Here is a 24,948-nt window from a genome sequence, read left to right as displayed (position 1 = left end):
GGGCTCGTCGGCCGGTTCAGCGGGGCGCGTCCCGCAGCGTCCGGCGGATGCCGTGCGCCGCGGTGTGCAGCGCCTGCACGATGGCCCCCGCCCGCGCGGCCGGGTCGCCCGCGGGGGTGATGACTCCCAGGCCCGCCACCACCTGGTCGCCGCGCCCCCGCACCGGGACGGCGATGCCCGCCGTGCCGGCCTCCAGGTAGCCGGTCTGCAGGGCGTGGCCCGCGCCGCGGATCCGCTCGAGCTCCGCGGCGAGCACCCCGGGGTCCGTCGGCGAGAGCTCGGTGAACGCGGCGAGGGGACCCCGCAGGTACTCCTCCTGGTAGTCCTGGGGGGCGTGCGCCAGCAGGACGAGGCCCGTGGCCGAGAGGTGCAGGGGCAGCCGGCCCGCCACCTCCGACCGGACGGGCACCGCCCGGGGGTGGGAGAGCCGTTCCACGAGCAGCACCTCGCGGCCCTCCACGATGCCGAGCTGCACGTGCTGGCGCAGCACCGCGTGGATGTCCCCCATGAACGGGCGGGCGGCGCGCGCCAGCCCGAGCTCGCGGGAGGAGCGGCTGGCCAGCTCCCACAGCCGGGTGCCGACCACGTAGTGCCCGCCCTCCACCCGCTCGAGCCAGCCCTGGCGGGCCATGTCGCGGGCGAGCCGGTGCGCGGTGGCGGTGGGCAGCCCGGCGAGGGCCGCGATCCGGCCCCCCGTCAGCCGGGACTCCTCGGCGGTGAACGCCGCGAGGATCCGGTCCGCCCGCTCGAGCACGGACTCCCCGGTGGGTGAGTTCGCCATGGTCCTCCTCGCGCTCCTTAACGGGTGGGCCGCCGGGCGTCGCGGCCCACCGTGGGACGGGGGCAGCCCCGCCCCGGAAGACGCTGCTTCCGGAACGGGGCTGCCGTGGTGACCACGGGAGTGGTCAGGTCCTGCAGGGGCGCCGACCTCAGTTGGAACCGAAGTCGTAGTCCTCCAGCGGGATCGCCTGGAACTCGGCGGGCGTGGAGTTCTCCTCCGCGTAGCTGAAGTCCGAGAACGAGCCCGGCTCCGTGAACAGCGAGGCCTTCGCCTCGTCCGTCGGCTCCACGTCGATGTTGTTGTACCGCGCGAGCCCGGTGCCGGCCGGGATCAGCTTGCCGATGATCACGTTCTCCTTGAGGCCCACCAGCGGGTCGGACTTGCCCTCCATGGCCGCCTGCGTGAGCACGCGGGTGGTCTCCTGGAAGGACGCGGCCGACAGCCACGAGTCGGTGGCCAGCGAGGCCTTGGTGATGCCCATCAGCTCCGGACGGCCGGCGGCCGGACGGTTGCTCTCGGCCACGGCCCTGCGGTTGGCCTCCAGGAAGCGCACGTTCTCGACGAGCTCGCCCGGCAGCAGGTCCGTCTCGCCGGACTCGATGATCGTCACGCGGCGCAGCATCTGCCGCACGATGACCTCGACGTGCTTGTCGTGGATGCCCACGCCCTGGGAGCGGTACACGCGCTGCACCTCGTCCACGAGGTGCTTCTGCGCCTGCCGCGGACCGCGGATGCGCAGCACCTCCTTGGGGTCGACGGCGCCCGAGACCAGCTGCTGGCCGACCTCGACGTGGTCGCCCTCGGTCACGAGCAGCTTGGCGCGGCGCAGCACCGGGTACCCGATCGCCTCGTCCCCGTTGTCCGGGGTCACGACGAGCTTCAGGGCCTTCTCGGTGTCCTCGATGCTGACCCGCCCGGCGACCTCCGAGATCGGCGCGACGCCCTTGGGCGTACGGGCCTCGAAGAGCTCCTGGATGCGGGGCAGACCCTGGGTGATGTCGCCGTCCGAGGACGCCACGCCACCGGTGTGGAACGTGCGCATGGTGAGCTGCGTGCCCGGCTCGCCGATGGACTGCGCGGCGATGATGCCCACGGCCTCGCCGATGTCCACCAGCTGGTTGGACGCCAGCGAGCGGCCGTAGCACGCCGCGCACACGCCCACCGCGGACTCGCAGGTCAGCACGGAGCGCACGCGCACCGTGTCCGCCCCGCCCGCGAAGAGAGCGCTGATGAGCCCGTCGGAGAGGTCCGTGCCGGCCTCGGCCAGGATCTCGCCGTTGGCGTCCACCACGTCCACCGCGAGCACACGGCCGTGCACGGTGTTCTCGATGTCCTCGTGCACCACGCGGGAGCCGCTCTCCTGCAGGTCGGCGAGCGGCAGGTTCAGGCCGCGCTCCGTCATGCAGTCCGCCTCCCGCACGATGACGTCCTGGGAGACGTCGACGAGACGACGGGTCAGGTACCCCGAGTTCGCCGTGCGCAGCGCGGTGTCGGCCAGGCCCTTGCGGGCGCCGTGGGTCGCGATGAAGTACTCCAGCACCGACAGGCCCTCGCGGTAGGAGGACTTGATCGGGCGGGGCATGATCTCGCCCTTGGGGTTGGACACGAGCCCGCGGATGCCGGCGATCTGGCGGACCTGCATCCAGTTGCCTCGGGCGCCGGAGGACACCATGCGGTTGATGGTGTTCAGCGGGGACAGGTTCGCCTGCATGGCGCGGGCGACCTCGTCCGTGGCCTTGGTCCAGATGTCGATGAGCTCCGAGCGTCGCTCGTCGTCGTCGATCAGACCGCGGTCGTACTGGCCCTGGATCTTCGCGGCCTGCGCCTCGTAGCCCTCCATGATGGCGGGCTTCTCCGGCGGGGTCGCGATGTCCGAGATCGCCACGGTCACGCCCGAGCGGGCCGCCCAGTGGAACCCGGCGTCCTTGAGCTCGTCCAGCGTGTGCGCCACGGTGACCATCGGGTACCGCTCCGCGAGATCGTTGACCAGCGCGGACAGGTGCTTCTTGTCCGCGACGGCCTCGTCCCAGGGGTAGTCCTCGGGCAGCGTCTCGTTGAACAGCACCCGGCCCAGCGTGGTCTGCACCAGCACCGGCTGACCCGGCTCCCAGCCCTCGGGGGCCTCCCAGCCCTCGAACGGCACGAAGTCGTCCAGCTCGATCCGGCACAGGGCGTTGAGGTGCAGCTTCCCGGCGTCGTGGGCCATGATCGCCTCGGCCACCGAGGAGAACGAGCGGCCCTCTCCCTCCTCGCCCTCGCGGACGGTGGTGAGGTGGTACAGCCCGATGATCATGTCCTGCGAGGGCAGGGCGATCGGCTTGCCGTCCGAGGGCTTCAGGATGTTGTTCGAGGACAGCATCAGGATGCGCGCCTCGGCCTGGGCCTCCGGGGACAGGGGCAGGTGCACGGCCATCTGGTCGCCGTCGAAGTCGGCGTTGAACGCGCCGCACACGAGCGGGTGGAGCTGGATGGCCTTGCCCTCGACGAGCTGCGGCTCGAACGCCTGGATGCCCAGACGGTGCAGGGTGGGGGCACGGTTGAGCAGCACGGGGTGCTCGGTGATGACCTCCTCGAGCACGTCCCACACCTGGGGGCGGTAGCGCTCGACCATGCGCTTGGCCGACTTGATGTTCTGCGCGTGGTTGAGGTCCACGAGCCGCTTCATCACGAACGGCTTGAACAGCTCGAGCGCCATCTGCTTGGGCAGACCGCACTGGTGCAGCTTCAGCTGCGGGCCGACCACGATGACCGAGCGGCCGGAGTAGTCGACGCGCTTGCCGAGCAGGTTCTGCCGGAACCGGCCCTGCTTGCCCTTGAGCATGTCGGACAGCGACTTCAGCGCCCGGTTGCCCGGTCCGGTGACCGGGCGGCCGCGGCGGCCGTTGTCGAACAGCGAGTCCACGGCCTCCTGCAGCATCCGCTTCTCGTTGTTGACGATGATCTCCGGGGCACCCAGGTCCAGCAGGCGCTTGAGCCGGTTGTTGCGGTTGATCACGCGCCGGTAGAGGTCGTTGAGGTCCGACGTGGCGAAGCGGCCGCCGTCGAGCTGGACCATCGGGCGCAGTTCCGGCGGGATCACCGGGACGGCGTCCAGGACCATGCCCAGGGGGGAGTTGTCCGTAGTCAGGAACGCGTTGACGACCTTGAGCCGCTTCAGGGCACGGGTCTTGCGCTGGCCCTTGCCGGTGGCGATGGTCTCCCGCAGGAACTCGGCCTCCGCCTCGAGGTCGAAGGTCTCGAGGCGCTTCTTGATCGCCTCGGCGCCCATCGAACCCTCGAAGTACATGCCGTAGCGGTCCACCATGACGCGGTAGAGCGCCTCGTCGCCCTCGAGGTCGTTGACCTTGAGGTTCTTGAAGCGGTCCCAGACCTGCTCGAGGCGGTCGATCTCCAGGTTGGCGCGCTTGCGCACGTTGGCCATCTGGCGGTCGGCGGAGTCGCGGAGCTTGCGCTTCTCCGCGGCCTTGCCGCCCTCCTCCTCGACCCGGCCGAGCTCGGTCTCGAGGTCGCGGGCGATCGCGGCGATGTCGGAGTCGCGGGTGGACTCCATCTGCGCCTTCTCGCGGTCCACGGCGGCCTGCAGGTTCGGCAGGTCGTCGTGGCGGGCGTCCTCGTCCACCGACGTGATCATGTACGCCGCGAAGTAGATGACCTTCTCGAGGTCCTTCGGGGCGAGGTCCAGCAGGTAGCCCAGCCGCGAGGGCACGCCCTTGAAGTACCAGATGTGGGTCACGGGGGCGGCGAGCTCGATGTGGCCCATCCGCTCACGGCGCACCTTGGCCCGGGTGACCTCCACGCCGCAGCGCTCGCAGATGATGCCCTTGTAGCGCACGCGCTTGTACTTGCCGCAGTAGCACTCCCAGTCCCGGGTGGGGCCGAAGATCTTCTCGCAGAACAGGCCGTCCTTCTCGGGCTTGAGCGTGCGGTAGTTGATGGTCTCCGGCTTCTTGACCTCGCCGTAGGACCAGGTCCGGATGTCCTCGGCGGTCGCAAGACCGATCCGCATGAGGCCTAGTGAAGATTCGTTGGACATGAGGGTCCTTTATCTCTTTCTCTAAGAAAAGTTGACGTCTCGTCGGGGTGGAACGAGAGGGATCAGACCTCTTCGACCGAGCTGGGCTCGGAGTGCGAGAGATCGATGCCCAGTTCCTCGGCCGCCCGGAAGACCTCGTCATCCGAATCGCGCATCTCGATGGTGTTGCCGTCCGCCGAGAGCACCTCGACGTTCAGGCACAGTGACTGCATCTCCTTGATGAGGACCTTGAAGGACTCGGGGACACCCGGCTCGGGGATGTTCTCGCCCTTCACGATGGCCTCGTAGACCTTCACGCGCCCGTGCACGTCGTCGGACTTGACCGTCAGCAGCTCCTGCAGCGTGTAGGCGGCGCCGTACGCCTCGAGCGCCCAGACCTCCATCTCGCCGAAGCGCTGGCCGCCGAACTGCGCCTTACCGCCCAGCGGCTGCTGGGTGATCATGGAGTACGGGCCGGTCGAGCGCGCGTGGATCTTGTCGTCCACGAGGTGGTGGAGCTTCAGGATGTACTGGTAGCCCACCGACACCGGGTCCGGGAACGGCTCGCCGGAGCGGCCGTCGAACAGCCGGGCCTTGCCGGACCGGTCGATCAGCCGCACGCCGTCGCGCGTCGGGTTGGTGTGGTCGAGGAGGTCGAAGATCTCCTCCTCGCGCGCGCCGTCGAACACCGGGGTGGCCACGTTCGTGGGGCCGGACTGCTTCGGGAAGTTCGGCAGCCGGTCGAGCCACTCGGGGTCGCCCTCGATGTTCCAGCCCTGCTTCGCGAGCCAGCCGGTGTGCACCTCGAGGACCTGCCCCAGGTTCATGCGGCCGGGCACGCCCAGCGGGTTGAGGATGATGTCCACGGGGGTCCCGTCCTCGAGGAACGGCATGTCCTCGAGCGGCAGGATCTTCGAGATGACGCCCTTGTTGCCGTGGCGGCCGGCGAGCTTGTCGCCGTCCGTGATCTTGCGCTTCTGCGCCACGTACACCCGGACCACCTGGTTGACGCCCGCGGGCAGGTCGTCGTCCTCGTCGTCGCGGTCGAAGACGCGCACGCCGATGACGGTGCCGGACTCGCCGTGGGGCACCTTCAGGGACGTGTCGCGCACCTCGCGGGACTTCTCGCCGAAGATCGCCCGCAGCAGGCGCTCCTCCGGGGTCAGCTCGGTCTCGCCCTTCGGAGTGACCTTGCCCACGAGGATGTCGCCCGCCTGGACCTCCGCGCCGATGTGGATGATGCCGCGCTCGTCGAGGGCGGACAGCACCTCCTCGGACACGTTCGGGATGTCCCGGGTGATCTCCTCGGCGCCCAGCTTCGTGTCGCGGGCGTCGATCTCGTGCTCCTCGATGTGGATCGAGGTGAGCACGTCCTCGGAGACCATGCGCTGGGAGAGGATGATCGCGTCCTCGTAGTTGAGGCCCTCCCAGGACATGTAGGCGACCAGCAGGTTCTTGCCCAGGGCCAGCTCGCCCTGGTCCGTCGAGGGGCCGTCGGCGATGACCGAGCGCTCCTCGACGCGCTCGCCCTCGGAGACGATGACGCGCTGGTTGTACGTGTTGCCCGGGTTGGAGCGCGTGAACTTGTTGATCGGGTAGACCGTGGTCGTCCCGTCGTCGTTGAGCACGCGCACGAGGTTCGCCGAGACCTCCTCGACCACGCCGGCCTTGCGCGCCAGCACGGAGTCCCCGGCGTCGAGGGCCGCGTAGCGCTCCATGCCGGTGCCCACGAGCGGGGCCTCGGACTCGAGCAGCGGCACGGCCTGGCGCTGCATGTTGGCGCCCATCAGCGCGCGGTTGGCGTCGTCGTGCTCGAGGTACGGGATGAGCGCGGTCGCCACGGACACCATCTGGCGCGGGGAGACGTCCATGAACTGCACGGCGGTCGGGTCGACCAGCACGGCCTCGCCCGAGCCGTCGGCGGCGCGCGCGAGCACGGCGTCCTCGGCGAACCGGTTGTCCGGGCCCAGCGGGGCGTTGGCCTGGGCGATCGTGACGCCGCGCTCGTCGTCGGCGGTGAGGTACTCGACGTCGTCGGTGACCAGGCCGTCGACGACCTTGCGGTACGGGGTCTCGATGAAGCCGAACGGGTTGATCCGCCCGTAGGTCGCCAGCGAGCCGATGAGGCCGATGTTGGAGCCCTCGGGGGTCTCGATCGGGCACATCCGGCCGTAGTGCGACGGGTGGACGTCACGGACCTCCATGCCGGCGCGGTCGCGGGAGAGACCGCCCGGGCCGAGCGCGGACAGGCGGCGCTTGTGGGTCAGGCCCGCGAGCGGGTTGTTCTGGTCCATGAACTGCGACAGCTGCGAGGTGCCGAAGAACTCCTTGATCGCCGCCACGACGGGACGGATGTTGATCAGGGTCTGCGGGGTGATCGCCTCGACGTCCTGGGTGGTCATGCGCTCGCGCACCACGCGCTCCATCCGGGACAGGCCCGTGCGGATCTGGTTCTCGATCAGCTCGCCCACGGCGCGGATGCGGCGGTTGCCGAAGTGGTCGATGTCGTCGACGTCCACGACGACCTCGCGGGGCTCGCCGTCGCGCACGCCCTTCATGGTGCCGCCGCCGGCGTGCAGGGTCACGAGGTAGCGGATCATCGCGACGATGTCGTCGACCGAGAGCACGGAGGCGTCCTCGTCCTCGAACGCCTTGTCGAGGCCCAGCTTCCGGTTGATCTTGTAGCGGCCGACCTTCGCGAGGTCGTAGCGCTTGGAGTTGAAGTACATGTTGTCGAGCAGCGCCTGCGCGGCGTCGACCGTGGGCGGCTCCCCCGGGCGCAGCTTGCGGTAGATGTCCAGCAGCGCGTCCTCGCGGGACTCGACGGTGTCCTTCTCGAGGGTCGCCCGGATGGAGTCGAACTCCCCGAACTCCTCGAGGATGCGGGACTCGCTCCAGCCGAGGGCCTTGAGCAGCACGGTCACCGACTGCTTGCGCTTGCGGTCGAGGCGCACGCCCACCTGGTCGCGCTTGTCGATCTCGAGCTCGAACCACGCGCCGCGGGACGGGATGATCTTCGCAGAGTAGATGTCCTTGTCCGAGGTGCGGTCCTGGCCGCGCTCGAAGTAGGCGCCCGGCGAGCGGACGAGCTGGGAGACGACGACACGCTCGGTGCCGTTGATGACGAAGGTGCCCTTCTCGGTCATCAGCGGGAAGTCGCCCATGAACACGGTCTGCTGCTTGATCTCGCCCGTGTTGTTGTTCATGAACTCGGCCTTGACGTACAGGGGCGCCGAGTACGTGGCGTCCCGGTCCTTGCACTCGTCCATCGTGTACTTCGGGTCGTAGAACTCCGGCTCCGAGAAGGACAGGGACATGGTGCCCTGGAAGTCCTCGATCGGGGAGATCTCCTCGAAGATGTCGGACAGGCCGGAGGTGCGGGCGATGCCCTGCTCCCCGGTCTCGATGGCCTGCTGGACGCGGGCCTGCCACCGCTCGTTGCCCACGAGACGGTCGAAGCTGTCCGTCTGGAGGGCCAGCAGGTTCGGCACGTCCAGCGGTTCATGGATCTTGGCGAAGGAGATGCGGCGCGGGATGTTCCCGTCGGCCGGTCGGTTAGCGGTTACGTTCGAATCGGTGCTCGAGGCGACCAAGATGGATTCCTTCCACAGACCTGCAGTTGAATCGCGCAGTTCCCGAATCGGGGAAACGGGTGGGCGAGGGCCGGCTGACTGACGATGCTGGTTCGCTCCCCGGGGCGCCCACCGCTATATGAAGGCACGCAGAATGAGGGACAACGCAAAGATCCAGCATAGACCCGAAGCGCGGCTCTGTCCACACGAGTGGTGGACGCGGGCGTCCACCACTCGTAGGATGGGAGATTTTCGTGCTCCGGGTCTCAGCGCCCCCGCGCGAGGAGCGCACGGCCGCGCCGCCGGGTCGGCGCCGCGCCCACCTCGACCCGGCCGCTCACCGGGCGGTCTCCACGATCCCGCCCTCGACGGTTTCTGCGGCCGTCGCCGGAGCCACGGAGGAGGCTTCGACCATCTCGTCGGCGGGCGGGGCCTCGACGGCGAACGCCTCGATCGGCGGGCAGCTGCAGACGAGGTGGCGGTCGCCGGCGGCGTTCTCCACCCGGCCCACGGGCGGCCAGAACTTGGCCAGGCGCAGCTCGGGCAGCGGGTAGGCGGCCCGGGAGCGCGGGTAGGCCCGGTCCCACTCGTCGGCCGTGAGCACCTCCGCGGTGTGCGGGGCGTGGCGCAGGACCGAGTCCTCGAGCGCCACCTCGCCCTCCGCGACGGCGGTCATCTCCGCGTGGATCGCGCGCATCGCGGCCACGAACCGGTCCAGCTCCGCGAGGTTCTCGGACTCCGTGGGCTCCACCATGAGCGTGCCCGCCACGGGGAACGCGAGGGTGGGCGCGTGGAAGCCGTAGTCGACGAGCCGCTTGCACACGTCCTCCGCGGTCACCCCGGAGGCCTTGGTGAGCGCGCGGAGGTCCAGGATGCACTCGTGGGCCACGAACCCGCCGGGGCCGGTGTAGAGGGTCGGGAAGACGTCGGCGAGCCGGGTGGAGACGTAGTTCGCGCTGAGGATCGCGGTGCGCGAGGACGCGGTGAGCCCCTCCGCGCCGGTCATGGCGATGTACATCCAGGTGATCGGCAGCACCCCGGCCGATCCCCAGCGGGCCTGGGACACGGGGAACGCGTCCTCCTCGCCGTCCACGGCCCCGGGGTCCCCGGGCAGGAACGGCACGAGGTGCTCCGCCACGGCCACGGGTCCCACGCCGGGCCCTCCGCCGCCGTGCGGGATGCAGAAGGTCTTGTGCAGGTTCAGGTGGGAGACGTCCCCGCCGAAGCGGCCCGGCCGGGCGAGGCCCATGAGGGCGTTGAGGTTGGCGCCGTCCACGTAGACCTGACCCCCCGCGTCGTGCACGGCGTCGCACACGGCGGTGATCTGCTCCTCGAACACGCCGTGCGTCGAGGGGTAGGTGACCATGATGCCCGCGAGCTCCTCGCCCACGGCGCCGATCTTCGCGGCGAGGTCGTCCATGTCCACGGAGCCGTCCCCGGCGGTGGCCACGACCACGACCTTGAGGTCCGCGAGCACCGCGGAGGCGGCGTTGGTGCCGTGGGCCGAGGACGGGATCAGGATGGTCGTGCGCTGCCGGTCGCCCCGGGAGAGGTGGTAGCGCCGGATCGCGAGCAGCCCGGCGAGCTCGCCCTGGGACCCGGCGTTGGGCTGGACGGAGACCGCGGCGTAGCCGGTGATCTCCGTGAGCCAGGACTCGAGCTGGGCGATGAGCTCGCGCCAGCCCAGGGTCTGGTCCTCCGGGGCGAGCGGGTGGACCGAGGCGAACTCGGGCCAGCTGATGGGCTCCATCTCCGCGGCCGCGTTGAGCTTCATGGTGCAGGAGCCGAGCGGGATCATGGTCCGGTCCAGGGCCAGGTCCTTGTCCGCGAGGGAGCGCAGCCAGCGCATCATCGAGGTCTCGGAGCGGTGCAGGGTGAACACCGGGTGCGTCAGGTAGGAGTCGGTGCGCAGCAGCGCGGCCGGGAGCTCCCAGTCGGTCCCCGCGCCGCCGTCGTCCGTGGCCGCGGCGCCGAAGGCCGCGAGCACGGCGTCGACGTCGCGCTCGTCGTGGGGCTCCCCGACCGACACGGACACGTGGTCCGCGTCGGCCCGGCGCACGTTGATCCCGCGCTCCGCGGCGGCCGCGACGACGGCGTCGGCGCGGCCGGGGACCTCGGCCAGCACGGTGTCGAAGAACCGGTCGTGGACCACGCGGACGCCGGCGGCGGCGAGCCCGGCGGCCATGCGGGCGGCCAGCGCGTGCACCCGGTCGGCGATGGCGCGCAGACCGTCCGGGCCGTGGTAGGCGGCGTAGGCGCCGGCCACGATGGCCAGCAGCGCCTGCGCGGTGCAGATGTTGGAGGTGGCCTTCTCACGGCGGATGTGCTGCTCGCGGGTCTGCAGGGCCAGCCGGTAGGCGGGCCGGCCGGAGGAGTCGGTCGAGACGCCCACCAGGCGGCCCGGCAGGTTCCGCTCGAGGCCCGTGCGGCAGGCGAGGAACGCGGCGTGGGGCCCGCCGAAGAACAGGGGCACCCCGAAGCGCTGGGCGGAGCCCACGGCGATGTCCGCCCCCTGCTCCCCGGGTGAGCGCAGCAGGGTCAGGGCCAGCAGGTCGGTGGCCACGGCCACGAGCGCCCCCCGGGCGTGCGCCTCCTCGGCGCGCTCGGCGAGGGGGACGACCTCCCCGTCGACGCCCACCTGGGTCAGGACCACGCCGAAGAGGTCGCCCTCGGGCAGCCCCTCCGCGAGGTCGGCGACGACCAGCTCGATGCCCACGGCCCGGCAGCGCCCGCCCAGCACGGCGAGGGTCTGCGGGAGCGTCCGCGCGTCGACGACGACGCGCCGGCTCGTGGCCTTCCGGTTGGCGCGGCGCATCATCAGCACGGCCTCGGCCACCGCGGTGGCCTCGTCCAGGAGGGACGCGTTGGCCAGGTCCAGGCCGGTGAGGTCCATGACGGCGTTCTGGAACGTGAGCAGCGCCTCGAGGCGGCCCTGCGAGATCTCGGGCTGGTACGGGGTGTAGGAGGTGTACCAGGCGGGGTTCTCGAGGATGTTGCGGCGCAGGGCGGGCGGGGTGACGGTGTCCGCGTAGCCCTGACCGATCATCTGGGTCATCACCCGGTTCTTCGCGGCGACCCGGCGCAGGGCGGAGAGCGCCTCGTGCTCCGGCATCGGGGCGGGCAGCCGCAGGGGCTGGTGCGAGGCGATGCCGGCGGGGACCGCGCGGGCGACAAGCTCGTCGAGGTCGGCGGCGCCGACCGCCCGGAGCATCGTCCTGGTCTCGGCGGCGTCCGGTCCGAGGTGGCGTGGCAGGAAGGACAAGGTGAGCTCCTCGTGGTTCGAGGCCCGGTGGGGCCCGTCCGACCTCCCCGCTCTGTCGTCCGGCCGGGGAGTTCTCACCGGCCGCCGCGGGCCGGTCTGCACCGCCGGTGGCCTCCCGCCCGGGCCGGCGGCGGGGCGGGGACCTCTTCAGAGTGGCCTGCTCGCAGCGGTCCTGGGGCCTGAGAGATTCCCGGGGAGGAGTTGCTCCTTCGGCGCCGCCCGCCGCCCGGGACGCGGACGACGTCGGACTCTCCCGCTGCGCGTGGACGGCCGATGTGGTTGTGCCCCCAGTCTCCCACAGACCGGTCGCGCACGGCACGAGGCCCCGGACGCCGTGCGTCCGGGGCCTCGCAGGAGCGTTCGGGAAGGAACGCGTCCGGGTGCTGCTGGGGTCCTACTTGAGGGTGACGGTGGCGCCGGCGCCCTCGAGGGCCTCCTTGGCCTTCTCGGCGGCCTCCTTGGTGGCGCCCTCGACGACGGCCTTGGGGGCCGAGTCCACGAGGTCCTTGGCCTCCTTGAGGCCGAGGGAGGTCAGCGAGCGGACCTCCTTGATGACCTGGATCTTCTTCTCGCCGGCGGCCTCGAGGACGACGTCGAACTCGGTCTGCTCCTCGGCCTCCTCGGCGGCGGCGGCCGGAGCGGCGGCACCGGCGACGGCCACGGGGGCGGCGGCGGTGACGTCGAAGGTCTCCTCGAAGGCCTTCACGAACTCGGAGAGCTCGATGAGGGAGAGCTCCTTGAACGCGTCGATCAGTTCAGCGGTGGTGAGCTTGGCCATGGTTGTGGCTCCTTTTCGATGGTGTGCCCCGGCCGGGTTCGTCGGCGCGGGACGGTCTGGTTCCGTGGTGAGAATGTGCCTCGCGGCGGGGGTGCTGGTCAGGCGTCCTGCTCCTCGACCTTGGCGCGCAGCGCCTCGGCCGTGCGGACGGTCTTCGACAGCGGGGCCTGGAACAGCGCCGCGGCCTGGGACAGGGACGCCTGGGCGGCACCGGCCACCTTGGCCAGCAGCACCTCGCGGGACTCGAGGTCCGCGAGCTGCTTGATCTCCGCGTCGCTGAGGGCCTTGCCCTCGAGGTAACCGCCCTTGACGACGAGCTGCGGGTTCGCCTTGGCGAAGTCACGCAGGCTCTTGGCGGCCTCGACGGGATCCCCCGAGATGAAGGCGATCGCGCTCGGGCCGGCGAGCTGGCCGTCGAACGCGTCGATGCCCAGCTCCTTGGCCGCGATCGCGGTCAGCGTGTTCTTCACCACGGCGTATTCGGCGTTCTCACCGAGCGAGCGGCGCAGCTCCTTGAGCTGGGCCACGGTGAGGCCGCGGTACTCAGTCAGGACAGCGGCGTCCGAGTTGGAGAACATCTCCTTCAACTCGGCGACCGCGGCTGCCTTTTCCGGGTTCGCCATGGTACTCCTTCCGGTCTTCGATGCCGGTCGCTGCCGAAAGGGGCCCGGGCACAGAAAAAGCCCCGCGCAGATGCCCGGGGCTCGGCGTCACGGCCCGTGCAGGACGGGACGTGCTCGCTGTGCTGGTTCACCTGCGCTGGCGGTTCCTGGCGGAACTCTTACGGCAGTCCTCCCGTACCGCGCACTCCGAAACGAGGCGCACGAGGCAGAAGGACAACGACCGGCGGTCTTTGGTACGCCCCAGGCTACCGGAGGGCTCCGCCACGGCCAAATCGGCGCCGGAGCGGCCCGGGAACCGCCCGATGATCTCCACGTCCGGCCCGGGATCCGGCTCAGGCCGAGGGGAAGTCGCGGGCCCAGACGCCGCTGCGCCCGGCCACGCGGAAGCCCAGCCGGGCGTTGACCCGGCTCATCCGGTCGTCGCCGCTGTGGCTCCAGGAGTAGACGGTGCGCACGCTCGGGGCCAGCCGCTCGAGCTGCTGCAGGTTGGCCAGCTTCAGCCGGGTGGCGAGCCACCGGCGGCGGTGCTCGCGCAGGACCACGGTCTCGTCCTGCATCCCGATCGGCGGCTCATCCCCCGCCAGGACGATCTCGGTCATCCCGACGAGCCGTCCGGTGCGCTCGTGCTCGGCCACGGCCACGAGGGAGAGGTTGCCCGCCTCGGCGCGCAGCTGGTCGGTCCGCCGCACCCGCTCGGCGTCCCACGGCTCGTGCTCGACGGCGGCCACCGGGGCCAGGAAGGAGTCGGACGCCATGCGCGAGTGCAGGGCCGCGAGCTCGTCGAGCCGCTCCTCGGGGGCCGGGCCGCTCCAGATGTGGATCCGGTACGGCTCCTGCGCCGGCGAGGCCTCGACCTCGCGCAGCAGGGCCTCGACACGCTCGGGTGGCAGCGGCACGTCCAGCAGACCGAAGTCGCTGACCGACTCGAGCCGGTAGCCGGCGCTCAGGGCGAAGCGGGTCTGCCGGTTGGACACGGGCAGCCGGCCCGACCCGTCGGCGGCGTCCACCCACTCGACCATCCCGGGGGTGATCACCGGGAAGACCCCGGTGACGCTGCCGTCGCCCTGGATCTCCTCGGGGCCGGGGTGCTCGGTCTGGATCCGCAGGTGCCGGCGGGACTCCCCGACGGCGAGCTGCTCGGCGGCCGCCAGCAGCTCGCTGCCGGTGCCCTGCGAGGTGACGTCGGGGTCCACGTCGACGGTGATGTGGGCGGAGTCGGTGAGCGTGACCAGGGGCATCCGCACCTCGGCCCGCCCCGCGAGCCGGTCCTGCGCCCAGGCGAGCAGGACGACCACGCGCTCGAAGGGGTCCAGCAGGTCCCGGTAGAGCTCCTGGGCGTCACCGGTGAGGTCCGAGATCCCCCACACGTGCTGCCGGGACCGGCGCACGAGCTCCGCGACGCGCCCCAGGAGCTCCTGCGCGGCGTCGTCGAACTCGTCGGGGATGCGCATCTGCTCGATGCGCACTGGGGGGTGCTCGCTCACGTGGGGGATCTCCGTTCCGTGGGCGCCGGCGGACGCCCGTCGGCTGCTGGGTCGTGGGAGGGGTGGTCCGGTCGGACGGGAAGGGGCCCGGCCGCATCGGCCGGGCCCCCACCCGTCGGAGCCCCGCGGGCTCCGGTGCACGGCGTCAGGCGCCGACGACGACCTCGGTGGCGTTCGGGTCGACCGGGATGCCCGGACCGAACGTGGTCGAGACGGTCGCCTTCGTGATGTAGCGGCCCTTCGACGCGGAGGGCTTCAGGCGCAGGATCTCCTCGAGGGCGGCGCCGTAGTTCTCCGCGAGCTTCTCGAGGTCGAAGGACGTCTTGCCCACGATGAAGTGCAGGTTCGAGTGCTTGTCGACGCGGAAGTCGATCTTGCCGCCCTTGATGTCGTTGACGGCCTTGGTCACGTCCATGGTGACGGTGCCGGTCTTGGGGTTCGGCATCAGGTTGCGGGGGCCGAGGACCTTGCCCAGCCGGCCGACCTTGCCCATCATGTCCGGGGTCGCCACGGCGGCGTCGAAGTCGGTCCAGCCGCCCTGGATGCGGGCGATCAGGTCGTCGGAGCCGACGTAGTCCGCCCCGGCCTCCTCCGCGGCGGCGGCCTTGTCGCCGGTCGCGAAGACGACGACGCGGGCGGTCTTGCCGGTGCCGTTGGGCAGGTTCACGGTGCCGCGGACCATCTGGTCGGCCTTGCGGGGATCCACACCGAGGCGGAGGACGACCTCCACGGTGGAGTCGGTCTTCGCGGTGTCGAGCTCCTTGGCCAGGGCCACGGCCTCGGCGGGGGCGTACAGCGTGTTCTCGTCGATCTTGGCGGCGGCCGCCTGGTATGCCTTGCTGCGCTTTGCCATCTGCTTCTTCTCCTTGTGCAGTTGTGGTCTGCGGGCCGCGCTCGGCCCTGCCACGTCAATAACGGTGGGTGGTGTCAGCCGAGGCTGATCACTCGACCTCGATGCCCATGGAGCGGGCGGTGCCGGCGATGATCTTCGCGGCGGCGTCGAGGTCGTTGGCGTTGAGGTCTTCCTTCTTGGTCTCGGCGATCTCGCGGACCTGGTCCATGCTGAGCTTGCCGACCTTCTGGGTGTGCGGGACACCCGAGCCCTTAGCGACGCCGGCGGCCTTCTTGATCAGCTGTGCGGCGGGCGGGGTCTTCGTGACGAAGGTGAACGAGCGGTCCTCGTAGACCGTGATCTCCACGGGCACGATGTTGCCGCGCTGGGACTCCGTGGCCGCGTTGTAGGCCTTGCAGAATTCCATGATGTTGACGCCGTGCTGACCGAGGGCGGGGCCCACGGGGGGCGCCGGGTTGGCGGCGCCTGCATTGATCTGCAGCTTGATCAGGCCGGAGACCTTCTTCTTCTTGGGAGCCATGTGCTGGTCCTTCTTCTGCTGGACGTACCGGCGCACAGGAGCGTACGGCGGCGGGTGGCCGCCGTGGCGCGGCGGCCGGGCGGCCCGGCGGCGAAGCATGCACCGCGGGGCCGGGAACTGGGGCGGGCCGGAGCGGCCCGCGGGGCTCAGATCTTGGAGACCTGGTTGAAGCCGAGGGTGACGGGGGTCTCGCGCTCGAAGATCGACACGAGGACGACCAGCTGCTGGGACTCCACCTTGATCTCGGAGATCGTGGCGGGGAGGGTCTCGAACGGGCCCTCCTTGACGATGACGGACTCGCCGACCTCGAAGTCGACGTCGATCCGGGGCTGTGCGCTGGGCTGGGCGGCGGAGTCGGCGCCCGCGCCCTGCGGCGCCTCGAAGACCGGGTTGAGCATCTCGAAGACCTCGTCGAGGCGCAGCGGCACGGGGTTGTAGGCGTCCTGGCCGACGAAGCCGGTGACGCCCGGGGTGTGGCGGACCGCGCCCCAGGAGGCGTCAGTGAGGTTCATGCGCACCAGCACGTAGCCCGGGATCCGCACCCGGCGCACGATCTTGCGCTGGGCGTTCTTGATCTCGACGACCTCCTCCATCGGCACCTCGATCTGGAAGATGTCGTCCTCCATGTTGAGGGACTGGATGCGGGTCTCGAGGTTCGTCTTCACGCGGTTCTCGTAGCCGGCGTAGGTGTGGATGACGTACCAGTCACCCTCCTGGCGGCGCAGCTTCGACTTGAACTCCTCGACGGGATCCACGGCGGGAGCCGCGTCCTCGGCGGCGGGGGTCTCCTCGTCGACCGGGGCCTGTCCGTCGGAGGGGGCCTCGTCGGCGGCCGGCTCGGCGGGGACCTCGTCGGCGACCGGGGCCACCGGAGCGTCGTCCGGCTCGTGGGCGGCCGCGAAGTCGTCCTCCTGCACGGAGGTCTCGGCCTCCGGCAGCTCCGGAGCCTGCTGGTCGACCTCGGCCGGTGCCTCGGTGCCGTTTTCGAGCTCGTGCTCGGTCACTGGTTCTCCCTCAAGTTCTTTCGTGGATGTCGTGCTCTGCTGGGTCACGGTGGCCGGCCGCGCCGGTCCGTGCGCCGCCCGGATCAGCCGGCGGCGTCCCCCTGCCCGAAGATCCACAGGGCCGCCTGGCCGAACGCCAGGTCCAGGACCGAGATGAGCACCATCATGAACGCGACGAACACGAGGACGACCAGGACGTAGTTGACCAGTTCGCGCCGAGTGGGGGTGACCACCTTGCGGAGCTCCCCGACGACCTGGCGCAGGAACAGGAACAGGCGCCCGAAGACGCCGCGGGGGCTCTCCGCACCCTGCTCCGGGGGCTGGCCCGACGCGCGGCCGGCGGTGGTCTGCGACATCGGCTCTCCCTGTGTGGACTCGTGCGTGCCGCGCAGTGCTGCCGGCCCGCCGTCGCCGCGGCGGCTCCCGGCGCCCCGGTGGGGAGCGCCGGGGACCACCCCGGACTGGAGCAGGGCAGACAGGACTCGAACCTGCAACCTGCGGTTTTGGAGACCGCTGCGCTACCAATTGCGCCACTGCCCTACGTGCCTCGCGGCCTCGGCCGGCGTCGGGACGCCGGCCTCGATCGCTCGGACCCGGTCACCGACTCTACCATCCGGCCCCGCCGCGACGGCGCGGCCGAGCAGGCGTCGATGACACCAGTGGACTATCCTAGGCGACCCGGGCGGCGGGGTGCAATCCGGGCGGGCGCGGCGGCCGCGGGGACGGGCCCGCGGTCCGGACCCCCGAGTAGCATGGGGGCGTCCGCACCGCCGTCCCCGCACCCGGCGGAGACCGTCCGTTCCCCTCCAGGAGGCCCCCGGTCATGACCACGTCCCGCATCTCCCGGCGCGTCGGCGCCATCGCAGAGTCCGCGACGCTCGCGGTGGACGCCAAGGCGAAGGCGCTCAAGGCCGCCGGCCGGCCCGTGATCGGCTTCGGCGCCGGGGAGCCCGACTTCCCGACCCCCCAGTACATCGTGGAGGCCGCCGCGGCCGCCCTGCAGGACCCGGCGAACTTCCGGTACACGCCGGCGGCGGGCCTGCCCGCGCTGCGGAAGGCGGTGGCCGAGCAGACCGCCCGGGACGACGGGTACGCGGTGGAGCCCTCCCAGGTGCTCATCACCAACGGTGGCAAGCAGGCCGTGTTCCAGGCCTTCGCGACGGTCGTGGACGAGGGCGACGACGTGCTGCTGCCGGCCCCGTACTGGACCACCTACCCCGAGGCCATCAAGCTCGCCGGCGGCAACCCGGTCGAGGTCTTCGCCGGCCCGGAGCTCGGCTACAAGGTCACCCCCGAGCTGCTCGAGGCGGCGTGGACCGAGCGCACCAAGGCGCTGCTGTTCTGCTCGCCGTCGAACCCCACGGGCGCCGTGTACTCCCCCGAGGAGACCGCTGCCGTGGGCCGCTGGGCGGCGGAGAAGGGCATCTTCGTGCTGACCGACGAGATCTACCAGCACCTCACTTACGACGGCGTGCCGTTCACCTCGATCGCCGCCGCCGTGCCGGAGCTGGGCGAGAACGTGGTCATCCTCAACGGCGTGGCCAAGACGTACGCGATGACCGGCTGGCGGGTGGGCTGGATGATCGGGGCCCCCGACGTCATCAAGGCGGCCACGAACCTGCAGTCCCACCTGACGTCCAACGTCAACAACGTGGCCCAGCGGGCCGCGCTCGCGGCCGTGTCCGGGCCCCTCGACGAGGCCCACCGGATGCGGGAGGCCTTCGACCGCCGCCGCCGGGTCATGGTCGAGGCTCTCAACGCCATCGACGGCGTGGAGTGCCCCACTCCGACCGGCGCGTTCTACGCCTACGCTGACGTGCGCGGTCTGCTCGGCCGGCGGTTCGGCGACGCGACGCCACAGACCTCCGCCGAGCTCGCCGAGCTGATCCTGGAGCAGGCGGAGGTGGCCGTGGTGCCCGGCGAGGCGTTCGGCCCCTCCGGCTTCCTGCGCCTGTCCTACGCCCTCGGCGACGACGACCTCGCCGAGGGCCTGCGCCGGCTCCAGGAGTACCTGGGCGGCGCCGCGTGAGCGCCGCGACGGACGTCCTGGGCACCGCCGTGGCCGCGGCGGAGCAGGTGCCCGCGGCAGCGCTCGTGACCGCCGGGCTGATCGGCGGGTACGCCACCGCCCGGGCGACCGGCGTCCGCCCCCTGGGCGGGGTGGTGCTGGCCGCCGCAGGTGCGGCGGCCGCCCACACGTGGTGGCGCCGCGGCGGGCCGGCGACCACCGCGGCGCTCGGCGGGCTCTACGTCCTGGGCTTCGGGCTCTCCCACCCGCTGGCCAAGCGGATCGGGGCCTGGCCCTCGGTCCTGGCCGTGACCGCCGTCAACGCCGCCGCCAACGCCGTCCTGGTGGACCGCCCCGGTCGCTGACCCCCGACCGTCCTGCGCCGCCGCCCGCCCCCGGATGGGGACGGGCGGCGTCGTCCCGTGCGCCCGGACCCCGGCTCAGTCGCCGACGGCCTCCAGGCCGCGGCGGACGATCAGCGGATCGATGGGATAGACCACGTCCGGGTCCTTGTCCTCGTAGTCGAACTGGTCCAGGAAGAAGCGCATCGCGTTGATCCTCGCCCGCTTCTTGTCGTTGGACTTCACCGTGATCCACGGGGCGTGGTCGGTGTCCGTGCGCAGGAACATCTCCTCCTTCGCCTCGGTGTAGTCCTCCCACCGGTCCAGGGAGGCCAGGTCCATGGGAGAGAGCTTCCACCGGCGCACGGGGTCGATCTGACGGATCGCGAACCGGGTGCGCTGCTCGTGCTGGGTGACGGAGAACCAGAACTTGGTGAGGTGGATGCCGGAGTCCACGAGCATCTTCTCGAAGACGGGCGCCTGGGCCATGAACTGCTCGTACTGCGGGTCCGTGCAGAAGCCCATGACGCGCTCGACGTTGGCGCGGTTGTACCAGGAGCGGTCGAACATGACGATCTCCCCTCCGGTGGGCAGGTGCTGGATGTAGCGCTGGAAGTACCACTGTCCCCGCTCCCGGTCCGAGGGCTTCGTGAGGGCGACGACGCGGGCCGCGCGCGGGTTCAGGTGCTCGGTGAACCGCTTGATGGTCCCGCCCTTGCCGGCGGCGTCCCGGCCCTCGAACACGATGACGTGCTGGAGGTCGTGGTCCTGGCCCCAGTACTGGAACTTCAGCAGCTCGATCTGGAGCTGGTACTTCTCGAGCTCGTACTCCTCGCGCGACATCCGCTCCTCGTACGGGTAGTCCTCCCGCCAGGTCTCCACCGCCGATCCCCCGGGATCGATGAGGTCGGGGTCCGGGGACTGCCCGTCCCGCACCGTGTACCCCTGGTCGACCAGCTTGTCGATGAACTCCCGCAGGTTCTCCCGGGCCGGTTCTTTGTCCGCGTTCAACGCCACCCCTCCTTCCGGGCCCGGTGGGCCCTTTCCGGCAGTCTAGGCCCGGGGCGGCGGGCGCCGGTGCCGGAGCCAACACGTCCGGGGCCGTCCCCGCCGCCGCGGCCCGGACTCACTAGACTGGGCCTGCCGGAGCACGTCCGGCCGCCACGCACGCCCCGCCCACCCGGAGGAGACTGTACGGATGAAGATCGGACTGCTGACCAGCGGCGGGGACTGCCCCGGGCTCAACGCGGTGATCCGCGGCGCCGTGCTGCACGGGATCAAGACCTACGGCCACGAGTTCGTGGGCTTCCGCGACGGCTGGCGCGGGGTGCTCGAGGGCGACATCATGGACCTGCCCCGGACCCGGGTCCGCGGTCTGGCCCGGGAGGGCGGGACCATACTGGGCACCTCCCGCACCAACCCCTACTCCGGGCCCGGCGGAGGGCCCGAGAACATCGGGGTGATGCTCGAGCGCCACGCCGTCGACGCGATCGTCGCCATCGGCGGGGAGGGCACGCTGGCCGGGGCCAAGCGCCTGGCCGACGCCGGGCTGCCCGTGGTCGGGGTGCCCAAGACCATCGACAACGACCTGCAGGCCACCGACTACACGTTCGGCTTCGACACCGCCGTGTCCATCGCCACCGACGCGATGGACCGGCTGCGCACCACCGGGGAGTCCCACCACCGGTGCATGGTGGCCGAGGTCATGGGCCGCCACGTCGGGTGGATCGCGCTGCACTCGGGGATGTCCGCCGGCGCCCACGCGGTGCTGATCCCGGAGCAGAAGGTCTCCATGGACCAGGTCTGCGCCTGGGTGCAGGAGGTCTACGACCGGGGCCGGTCCCCGCTGGTGGTCGTCGCGGAGGGGTTCATCCCCGAGGATCGGGAGGACGTGCTGGCAGGGAAGGGCACCGAGGCCGACGGACGTCCGCGCCTGGGCGGGATCGGGGAGTACGTCACGCACGAGATCGAGCGCCTCACCGGGATCGAGACCCGCAACACCACGCTCGGCCACATCCAGCGCGGGGGCGCCCCCACGGGCTTCGACCGGGTGCTGGCCACCCGCTTCGGGATGTCCGTGGTCGACCTGGTGCACGAGAAGCAGTGGGGCAGGATGGTGGCCATCCGTGGCACCGACATGGTCCGCGTGGACTTCGCCGAGGCCCTCGAAGGCCTCAAGACCGTCCCCCAGGACCGCTGGGACGAGGCCCGCGTCCTCTTCGGCCGCTGAGCCGGGCGGCGCCCCCGGGCGCGAGGGCCACGGACTCACGCACCCGGGGCTCGGGCTCGGGCTCGGGCTCGGGCTCGGGGCGGAGTCTACGGGCGCGCGTCCCGTGCGCCGCGGAGGAAGCCCGTCTGCCGGCCGACCACCTGGCCGGCGTCCGGGGGCACGACGACCTGCTGCGCCGCGGCCCACCGCTGCTCACCGTCGGAGACGACGAGCTGGGCGGCGGGGTCGACGGTGCGCTTGAGCACGGCCAGCGCGATGGGCCCCTGCTCGTGGTGCAGCTGCACGGAGGTGACGCGCCCCACCGTGCGCTCCCCCGCGACCACGTCGGCTCCCGCGACGGGCAGCGTGTGCTCCGAGCCGTCGAGGTCGAGCAGCACCAGCCGGCGGGGCGGGTGCCCGAGGTTGTGCACCCGCGCGACGGTCTCCTGACCCTTGTAGCAGCCCTTGGACAGGTGCACGGCGGTGCGCAGGAGGTCGAGCTCGTGCGGGATCGTCCGCTCGTCCGTCTCGGCGCCCCAGCGCGGGCGCCACGCGGCGATCCGCAGCGCCTCGGCGGCCCAGGAACCGGCGAGCGGGAGGTCGAGGGTCAGGGCGTCGAGCTCGTCGCGGGGCACGAGGTGCTCCCACCAGGTGCGCTCCTCGCCGGGGTGGGGACCGTCGAGGACGGCGTAGCTCCATCCGCCCGGGGCGACGTGGGGCCAGGGGTCCCGCCACACGACCGTGGCGGGCAGGCCGGGCACGGGGCCCGTGGCGCCGAGCACGGCCCACTGCCCGGTGCGGTCCTCGATCTCGACGCGCAGCGCGAAGCGCATGGACTCCAGCCACGCCACGAGGGTCGCGGTCTCGTCGGCCTCGGTGAGCAGCCAGGTGGTGGCGCCGTCGTCCACCACGTGGGGGGCGTGCTCGATCCGCCCCTGGACGGACAGGAAGAGGGTCTCGGTGCTGCGACCGGGCTCGAGCCCGGTGAGCACCTGCGAGGAGAGCGTGCTGAGCCAGCTGAGCCGATCGGGCCCGGTGACGGTGACGACGCCCTTGTGGGAGAGGTCCACCACGGTGCCGGGGGTCCGCACGAGGGAGCGCTGCTCCCGCAGCGGGTCGCCGTAGTGGGCGGCCACCCCGCGGTCCAGGCCTTCGGCCTCGACGGCGCCCGGTCGGTGGAGCAGGGGGGAAGGGTGCTCGGTCACGGAGGTCAGCCGATCTTCCGCAGCTGCGCGGAGGCGTGGGTGGTCAGGGGCTCGCCGAGGGCGGCCATGTCCCAGGCCCAGAACAGGTCGCCGTGGACCAGGCCGTACATGCGGGTCGAGGAGCTGTACTCCTTGGCCCCGCGGGCGCGGATCACGGCGTCGGTGGCGAGGTCGATCCGGGGGCCCTTGATCTGCCCGGCGTAGAGCTCCGCGACGCCACCGGGGTGCGTCAGGGTCACGAGGACGTCGAAGCCGCCGTCCTCGTTGCGCATCCGCTCCACGTCCTCGGCGCCCTGGAGCACGGGCACGAGGTCCGGCGGGAGCATCCCGGGGCCCACGTCACCGTCCTCGAGCGTGCGGTCGAGCTGCCAGAAGCCCTGTTCCACTGTGGCCGGGCGCATCGGCTGCCCCTCCTCGTCGAGGAGCGTGGTCTGCGCCTGGTACTCGAGGAACGGCAGTCCGTTCTGCTCGAAGGTCACGCGCTGCCGGAACGGCCGCTGCTCGACCTCTCCGTAGCCCATGAAGCCGTCGCCCTCCCAGGTGCCCAGCAACCAGGCGAACGGGACGAGCTCCGGCAGCAGATCCGAGGGGATCTCGATCGGCACGGGACTAGTGCTGTCCCTTGAACAGACCGAGGACCACCTTGAGGGAGATCCCGGCGATGAACAGGCCGGAGATGCCGAGCAGGGCGAGGTAGAAGATTTCGAGTGCAAGCATGGCCCTAAACTACCACGGTGCTCACCAGCCGGGCAGTGAACACGGCCCCCACCCCGAGGAACGCCACGGGGGTCACGCCGAGGACCACGACGCCCCGCTTGGGCGAGCTCTTCGGGGCCGCCGCGATGACGCGGCCGCCCACGAGGGCCACCAGCGCGGCCAGGACCGCCCCGACCACCACGAGCAGGGCCGGGTCCGGGCCGCTGGCCCGGTAGTCGCCGGCCAGGGCGATCCAGCCGGAGGAGCTGACCGCCGCGAGCACTCCGGCCGTCGAGGCGATCGAGGACTCGAGCCGGTGCTCGGCCCCCTCGCCGCGCACCAGCTCCGCCGCGAACACGGTCATCAGGGCCACCCCGACGACGGCGGGCAGCCACACGAGCTGCTGGCCCGGCAGGAACTGCACCAGCAGGGCCGCGACGACACCGGCGGCGGTCATGATCACGTTGTGGCGGTGCCTCGCCGCGATGCCGGTGGCCGCCGGCCAGCCGAACCCGATGACCACGGACATCCCGAGCGCCAGCAGCAGCGGCGCGGGCCCGGCGACCGCGACCGCGAGCAGTGCCGCCACGAGGCCGACCACGCTGCACACGGCGATCATGGCGTATCTCATGGCGATCGGGTTCCTGCACTGTCGAGGGTCGGGACCTGCGCCCGGGCGGACACGAGCAACGATAGCGGCTCGCCGCAGGGCGCGGGCGGAGTGCCGGGGCGGGGTGGAGCGCCGGGAACGGGGCGGACCGCCGGGCGGGCCCGGGCCGGGGACGCTCCGGGCCGGGGGGCTCGCGGGGCTGGTCGCCCACCCGCACCTATACTGACAGCTCAGTCCGTACGCCAGAGTGGAGAAGCACGAGTGTTCCAGATCCTGATGCTGACCGACGCGGACGGACCTTCGGCATCGGTGCTCCCGGCCCTCGACCTGCTCAACCACAAGGTCTCGGTCGCACCGACGCGAACCGTGTCCGGGAGTCTGGACGGCCGGTCCCCGGACGTGGTCCTGCTGGACGGGCGCACCGATCTCATCACCGCCCGCAACCTCGCGCAGCTGCTCACGGCCAAGGGGCTGGCGGCGCCGCTGCTGATGGTGCTCACCGAGGGCGGGATGGCGGCCGTGGCCGCGAACTGGATGGTCGACGACGTCGTGCTCGACACCGCCGGCCCCGCGGAGGTCGAGGCGCGGCTGCGCCTCGCCTCCTCGCGCACGGCCGAGGTCCCCGAGGACGACACCCGCATCCGTGCGGGCTCCGTGGTCATCGACGACGCCGCCTACTCCGCGCACGTCAACGGCCAGCCCCTGAACCTGACCTACAAGGAGTTCGAGCTGCTGAAGTACCTGGCCCAGCACTCGGGCCGGGTCTTCACCCGCGCCCAGCTGCTCAGCGAGGTCTGGGGCTACGACTACTACGGCGGCACCCGCACCGTGGACGTGCACGTGCGGCGCCTGCGCGCCAAGCTGGGCGCCGACCACGAGCACCTGATCACCACGGTGCGTAACGTGGGCTACAGCTTCGCCACGACGCGGGCCCGGGAGAACTGAGCACGTCCACCCCCGTCCGCGCGCCCCGCACCGTCCCGCAGGAGG

At 71.5% G+C, this 24,948-nt stretch carries 19 protein-coding genes, 1 tRNA gene and 1 riboswitch; of the genes, 4 read left to right on the top strand and 16 right to left on the bottom strand.

Annotation, left to right across the window (positions count from 1 at the left end):
* Positions 1 to 16: 16 nt before the first annotated feature.
* The 12 genes from ACYVM4_RS11810 to ACYVM4_RS11755 all read right to left on the bottom strand — a co-directional run bounded on the left by ACYVM4_RS11810 (position 17) and on the right by ACYVM4_RS11755 (position 17,429).
* Positions 17 to 781 (bottom strand): IclR family transcriptional regulator, encoded by a 765-nt coding sequence (locus tag ACYVM4_RS11810; protein ID WP_368820420.1) that lies wholly within the window; start codon positions 779 to 781, stop codon positions 17 to 19.
* A 148-nt stretch (positions 782 to 929) separates the two neighbouring features.
* Positions 930 to 4,814, bottom strand: coding sequence for a DNA-directed RNA polymerase subunit beta' (locus tag ACYVM4_RS11805; protein ID WP_368820421.1), 3,885 nt, complete (start codon positions 4,812 to 4,814; stop codon positions 930 to 932).
* A gap of 62 nt (positions 4,815 to 4,876) precedes the next feature.
* Positions 4,877 to 8,386: a DNA-directed RNA polymerase subunit beta gene (gene rpoB, locus ACYVM4_RS11800; protein ID WP_368820422.1), complete on the bottom strand. Its 3,510-nt coding sequence runs from the start codon at positions 8,384 to 8,386 to the stop codon at positions 4,877 to 4,879.
* 316 nt (positions 8,387 to 8,702) lie between these two features.
* Complete coding sequence (gene gcvP / locus ACYVM4_RS11795) at positions 8,703 to 11,627, bottom strand: aminomethyl-transferring glycine dehydrogenase (RefSeq protein WP_460668692.1); 2,925 nt, start codon at positions 11,625 to 11,627, stop codon at positions 8,703 to 8,705.
* Positions 11,628 to 11,784: 157 nt separating this feature from the next.
* A riboswitch (glycine riboswitch) is annotated at positions 11,785 to 11,893 on the bottom strand.
* 128 nt (positions 11,894 to 12,021) lie between these two features.
* Positions 12,022 to 12,405 carry a 50S ribosomal protein L7/L12 gene (gene rplL / locus ACYVM4_RS11790; RefSeq protein ID WP_368820424.1) on the bottom strand — a complete coding sequence of 128 codons (384 nt, stop codon included), beginning with the start codon at positions 12,403 to 12,405 and terminating at the stop codon, positions 12,022 to 12,024.
* A gap of 98 nt (positions 12,406 to 12,503) precedes the next feature.
* Positions 12,504 to 13,028 (bottom strand): 50S ribosomal protein L10, encoded by a 525-nt coding sequence (gene rplJ / locus ACYVM4_RS11785; protein WP_058872511.1) that lies wholly within the window; start codon positions 13,026 to 13,028, stop codon positions 12,504 to 12,506.
* Between the two features lie 332 nt (positions 13,029 to 13,360).
* Positions 13,361 to 14,512 carry a GNAT family N-acetyltransferase gene (locus ACYVM4_RS11780; RefSeq protein ID WP_368820425.1) on the bottom strand — a complete coding sequence of 384 codons (1,152 nt, stop codon included), beginning with the start codon at positions 14,510 to 14,512 and terminating at the stop codon, positions 13,361 to 13,363.
* A gap of 145 nt (positions 14,513 to 14,657) precedes the next feature.
* Positions 14,658 to 15,365 (bottom strand): 50S ribosomal protein L1, encoded by a 708-nt coding sequence (rplA, locus tag ACYVM4_RS11775; protein WP_368820426.1) that lies wholly within the window; start codon positions 15,363 to 15,365, stop codon positions 14,658 to 14,660.
* An 88-nt stretch (positions 15,366 to 15,453) separates the two neighbouring features.
* On the bottom strand, positions 15,454 to 15,885 hold the full coding sequence (gene rplK, locus ACYVM4_RS11770; protein ID WP_368820427.1) for a 50S ribosomal protein L11: 432 nt from the start codon (positions 15,883 to 15,885) through the stop codon (positions 15,454 to 15,456).
* Between the two features lie 146 nt (positions 15,886 to 16,031).
* A complete protein-coding gene (gene nusG / locus ACYVM4_RS11765) occupies positions 16,032 to 16,889 on the bottom strand; it encodes a transcription termination/antitermination protein NusG (RefSeq protein ID WP_368820428.1) in 858 nt (285 codons plus the stop codon).
* Positions 16,890 to 16,972: 83 nt separating this feature from the next.
* The gene (secE, locus tag ACYVM4_RS11760) at positions 16,973 to 17,245 is read right to left on the bottom strand and encodes a preprotein translocase subunit SecE (RefSeq protein ID WP_017833270.1); all 273 of its coding nucleotides are present in this window, start codon (positions 17,243 to 17,245) and stop codon (positions 16,973 to 16,975) included.
* A 111-nt stretch (positions 17,246 to 17,356) separates the two neighbouring features.
* A tRNA-Trp gene (locus ACYVM4_RS11755) sits at positions 17,357 to 17,429 on the bottom strand.
* Positions 17,430 to 17,712: 283 nt separating this feature from the next.
* Between ACYVM4_RS11755 and ACYVM4_RS11750 the strand changes: the two genes are divergently transcribed.
* Entirely contained in the window at positions 17,713 to 18,918 is a 1,206-nt protein-coding gene (locus tag ACYVM4_RS11750) for a pyridoxal phosphate-dependent aminotransferase (RefSeq protein ID WP_368820429.1), read from the top strand.
* A complete protein-coding gene (locus tag ACYVM4_RS11745; RefSeq protein WP_368820430.1) occupies positions 18,915 to 19,262 on the top strand; it encodes a hypothetical protein in 348 nt (115 codons plus the stop codon). Before ACYVM4_RS11750 ends, ACYVM4_RS11745 begins: the two co-directional genes overlap by 4 nt.
* A 75-nt stretch (positions 19,263 to 19,337) precedes the next feature.
* Here ACYVM4_RS11745 and ppk2 read toward each other — a convergent pair whose 3' ends face one another.
* On the bottom strand, positions 19,338 to 20,255 hold the full coding sequence (ppk2, locus tag ACYVM4_RS11740) for a polyphosphate kinase 2 (protein WP_460668691.1): 918 nt from the start codon (positions 20,253 to 20,255) through the stop codon (positions 19,338 to 19,340).
* A gap of 181 nt (positions 20,256 to 20,436) precedes the next feature.
* Between ppk2 and ACYVM4_RS11735 the strand changes: the two genes are divergently transcribed.
* Positions 20,437 to 21,468, top strand: a complete 1,032-nt coding sequence (locus ACYVM4_RS11735) for a 6-phosphofructokinase (protein WP_368820432.1) — start codon at positions 20,437 to 20,439, stop codon at positions 21,466 to 21,468.
* Positions 21,469 to 21,554: 86 nt separating this feature from the next.
* On the opposite strand, the gene ygfZ is transcribed toward ACYVM4_RS11735, so the two are convergent.
* The 3 genes from ygfZ to ACYVM4_RS11720 form a co-directional block, all read right to left on the bottom strand.
* On the bottom strand, positions 21,555 to 22,652 hold the full coding sequence (gene ygfZ / locus ACYVM4_RS11730) for a CAF17-like 4Fe-4S cluster assembly/insertion protein YgfZ (RefSeq protein ID WP_460668690.1): 1,098 nt from the start codon (positions 22,650 to 22,652) through the stop codon (positions 21,555 to 21,557).
* A 5-nt stretch (positions 22,653 to 22,657) separates the two neighbouring features.
* Positions 22,658 to 23,257: a heme-binding beta-barrel domain-containing protein gene (locus ACYVM4_RS11725; protein WP_368820434.1), complete on the bottom strand. Its 600-nt coding sequence runs from the start codon at positions 23,255 to 23,257 to the stop codon at positions 22,658 to 22,660.
* Positions 23,258 to 23,373: 116 nt separating this feature from the next.
* A complete protein-coding gene (locus ACYVM4_RS11720; RefSeq protein ID WP_368820435.1) occupies positions 23,374 to 23,979 on the bottom strand; it encodes a hypothetical protein in 606 nt (201 codons plus the stop codon).
* Positions 23,980 to 24,219: 240 nt separating this feature from the next.
* Here ACYVM4_RS11720 and ACYVM4_RS11715 point away from each other — a divergent pair, with 240 nt between their 5' ends.
* Positions 24,220 to 24,903 (top strand): response regulator transcription factor, encoded by a 684-nt coding sequence (locus ACYVM4_RS11715; RefSeq protein ID WP_460668689.1) that lies wholly within the window; start codon positions 24,220 to 24,222, stop codon positions 24,901 to 24,903.
* Positions 24,904 to 24,948: the final 45 nt, after the last annotated feature.

The sequence above is a fragment of the Kocuria himachalensis genome (assembly GCF_054784195.1).
This window is presented reverse-complemented; position numbering and strand designations above follow the sequence as displayed.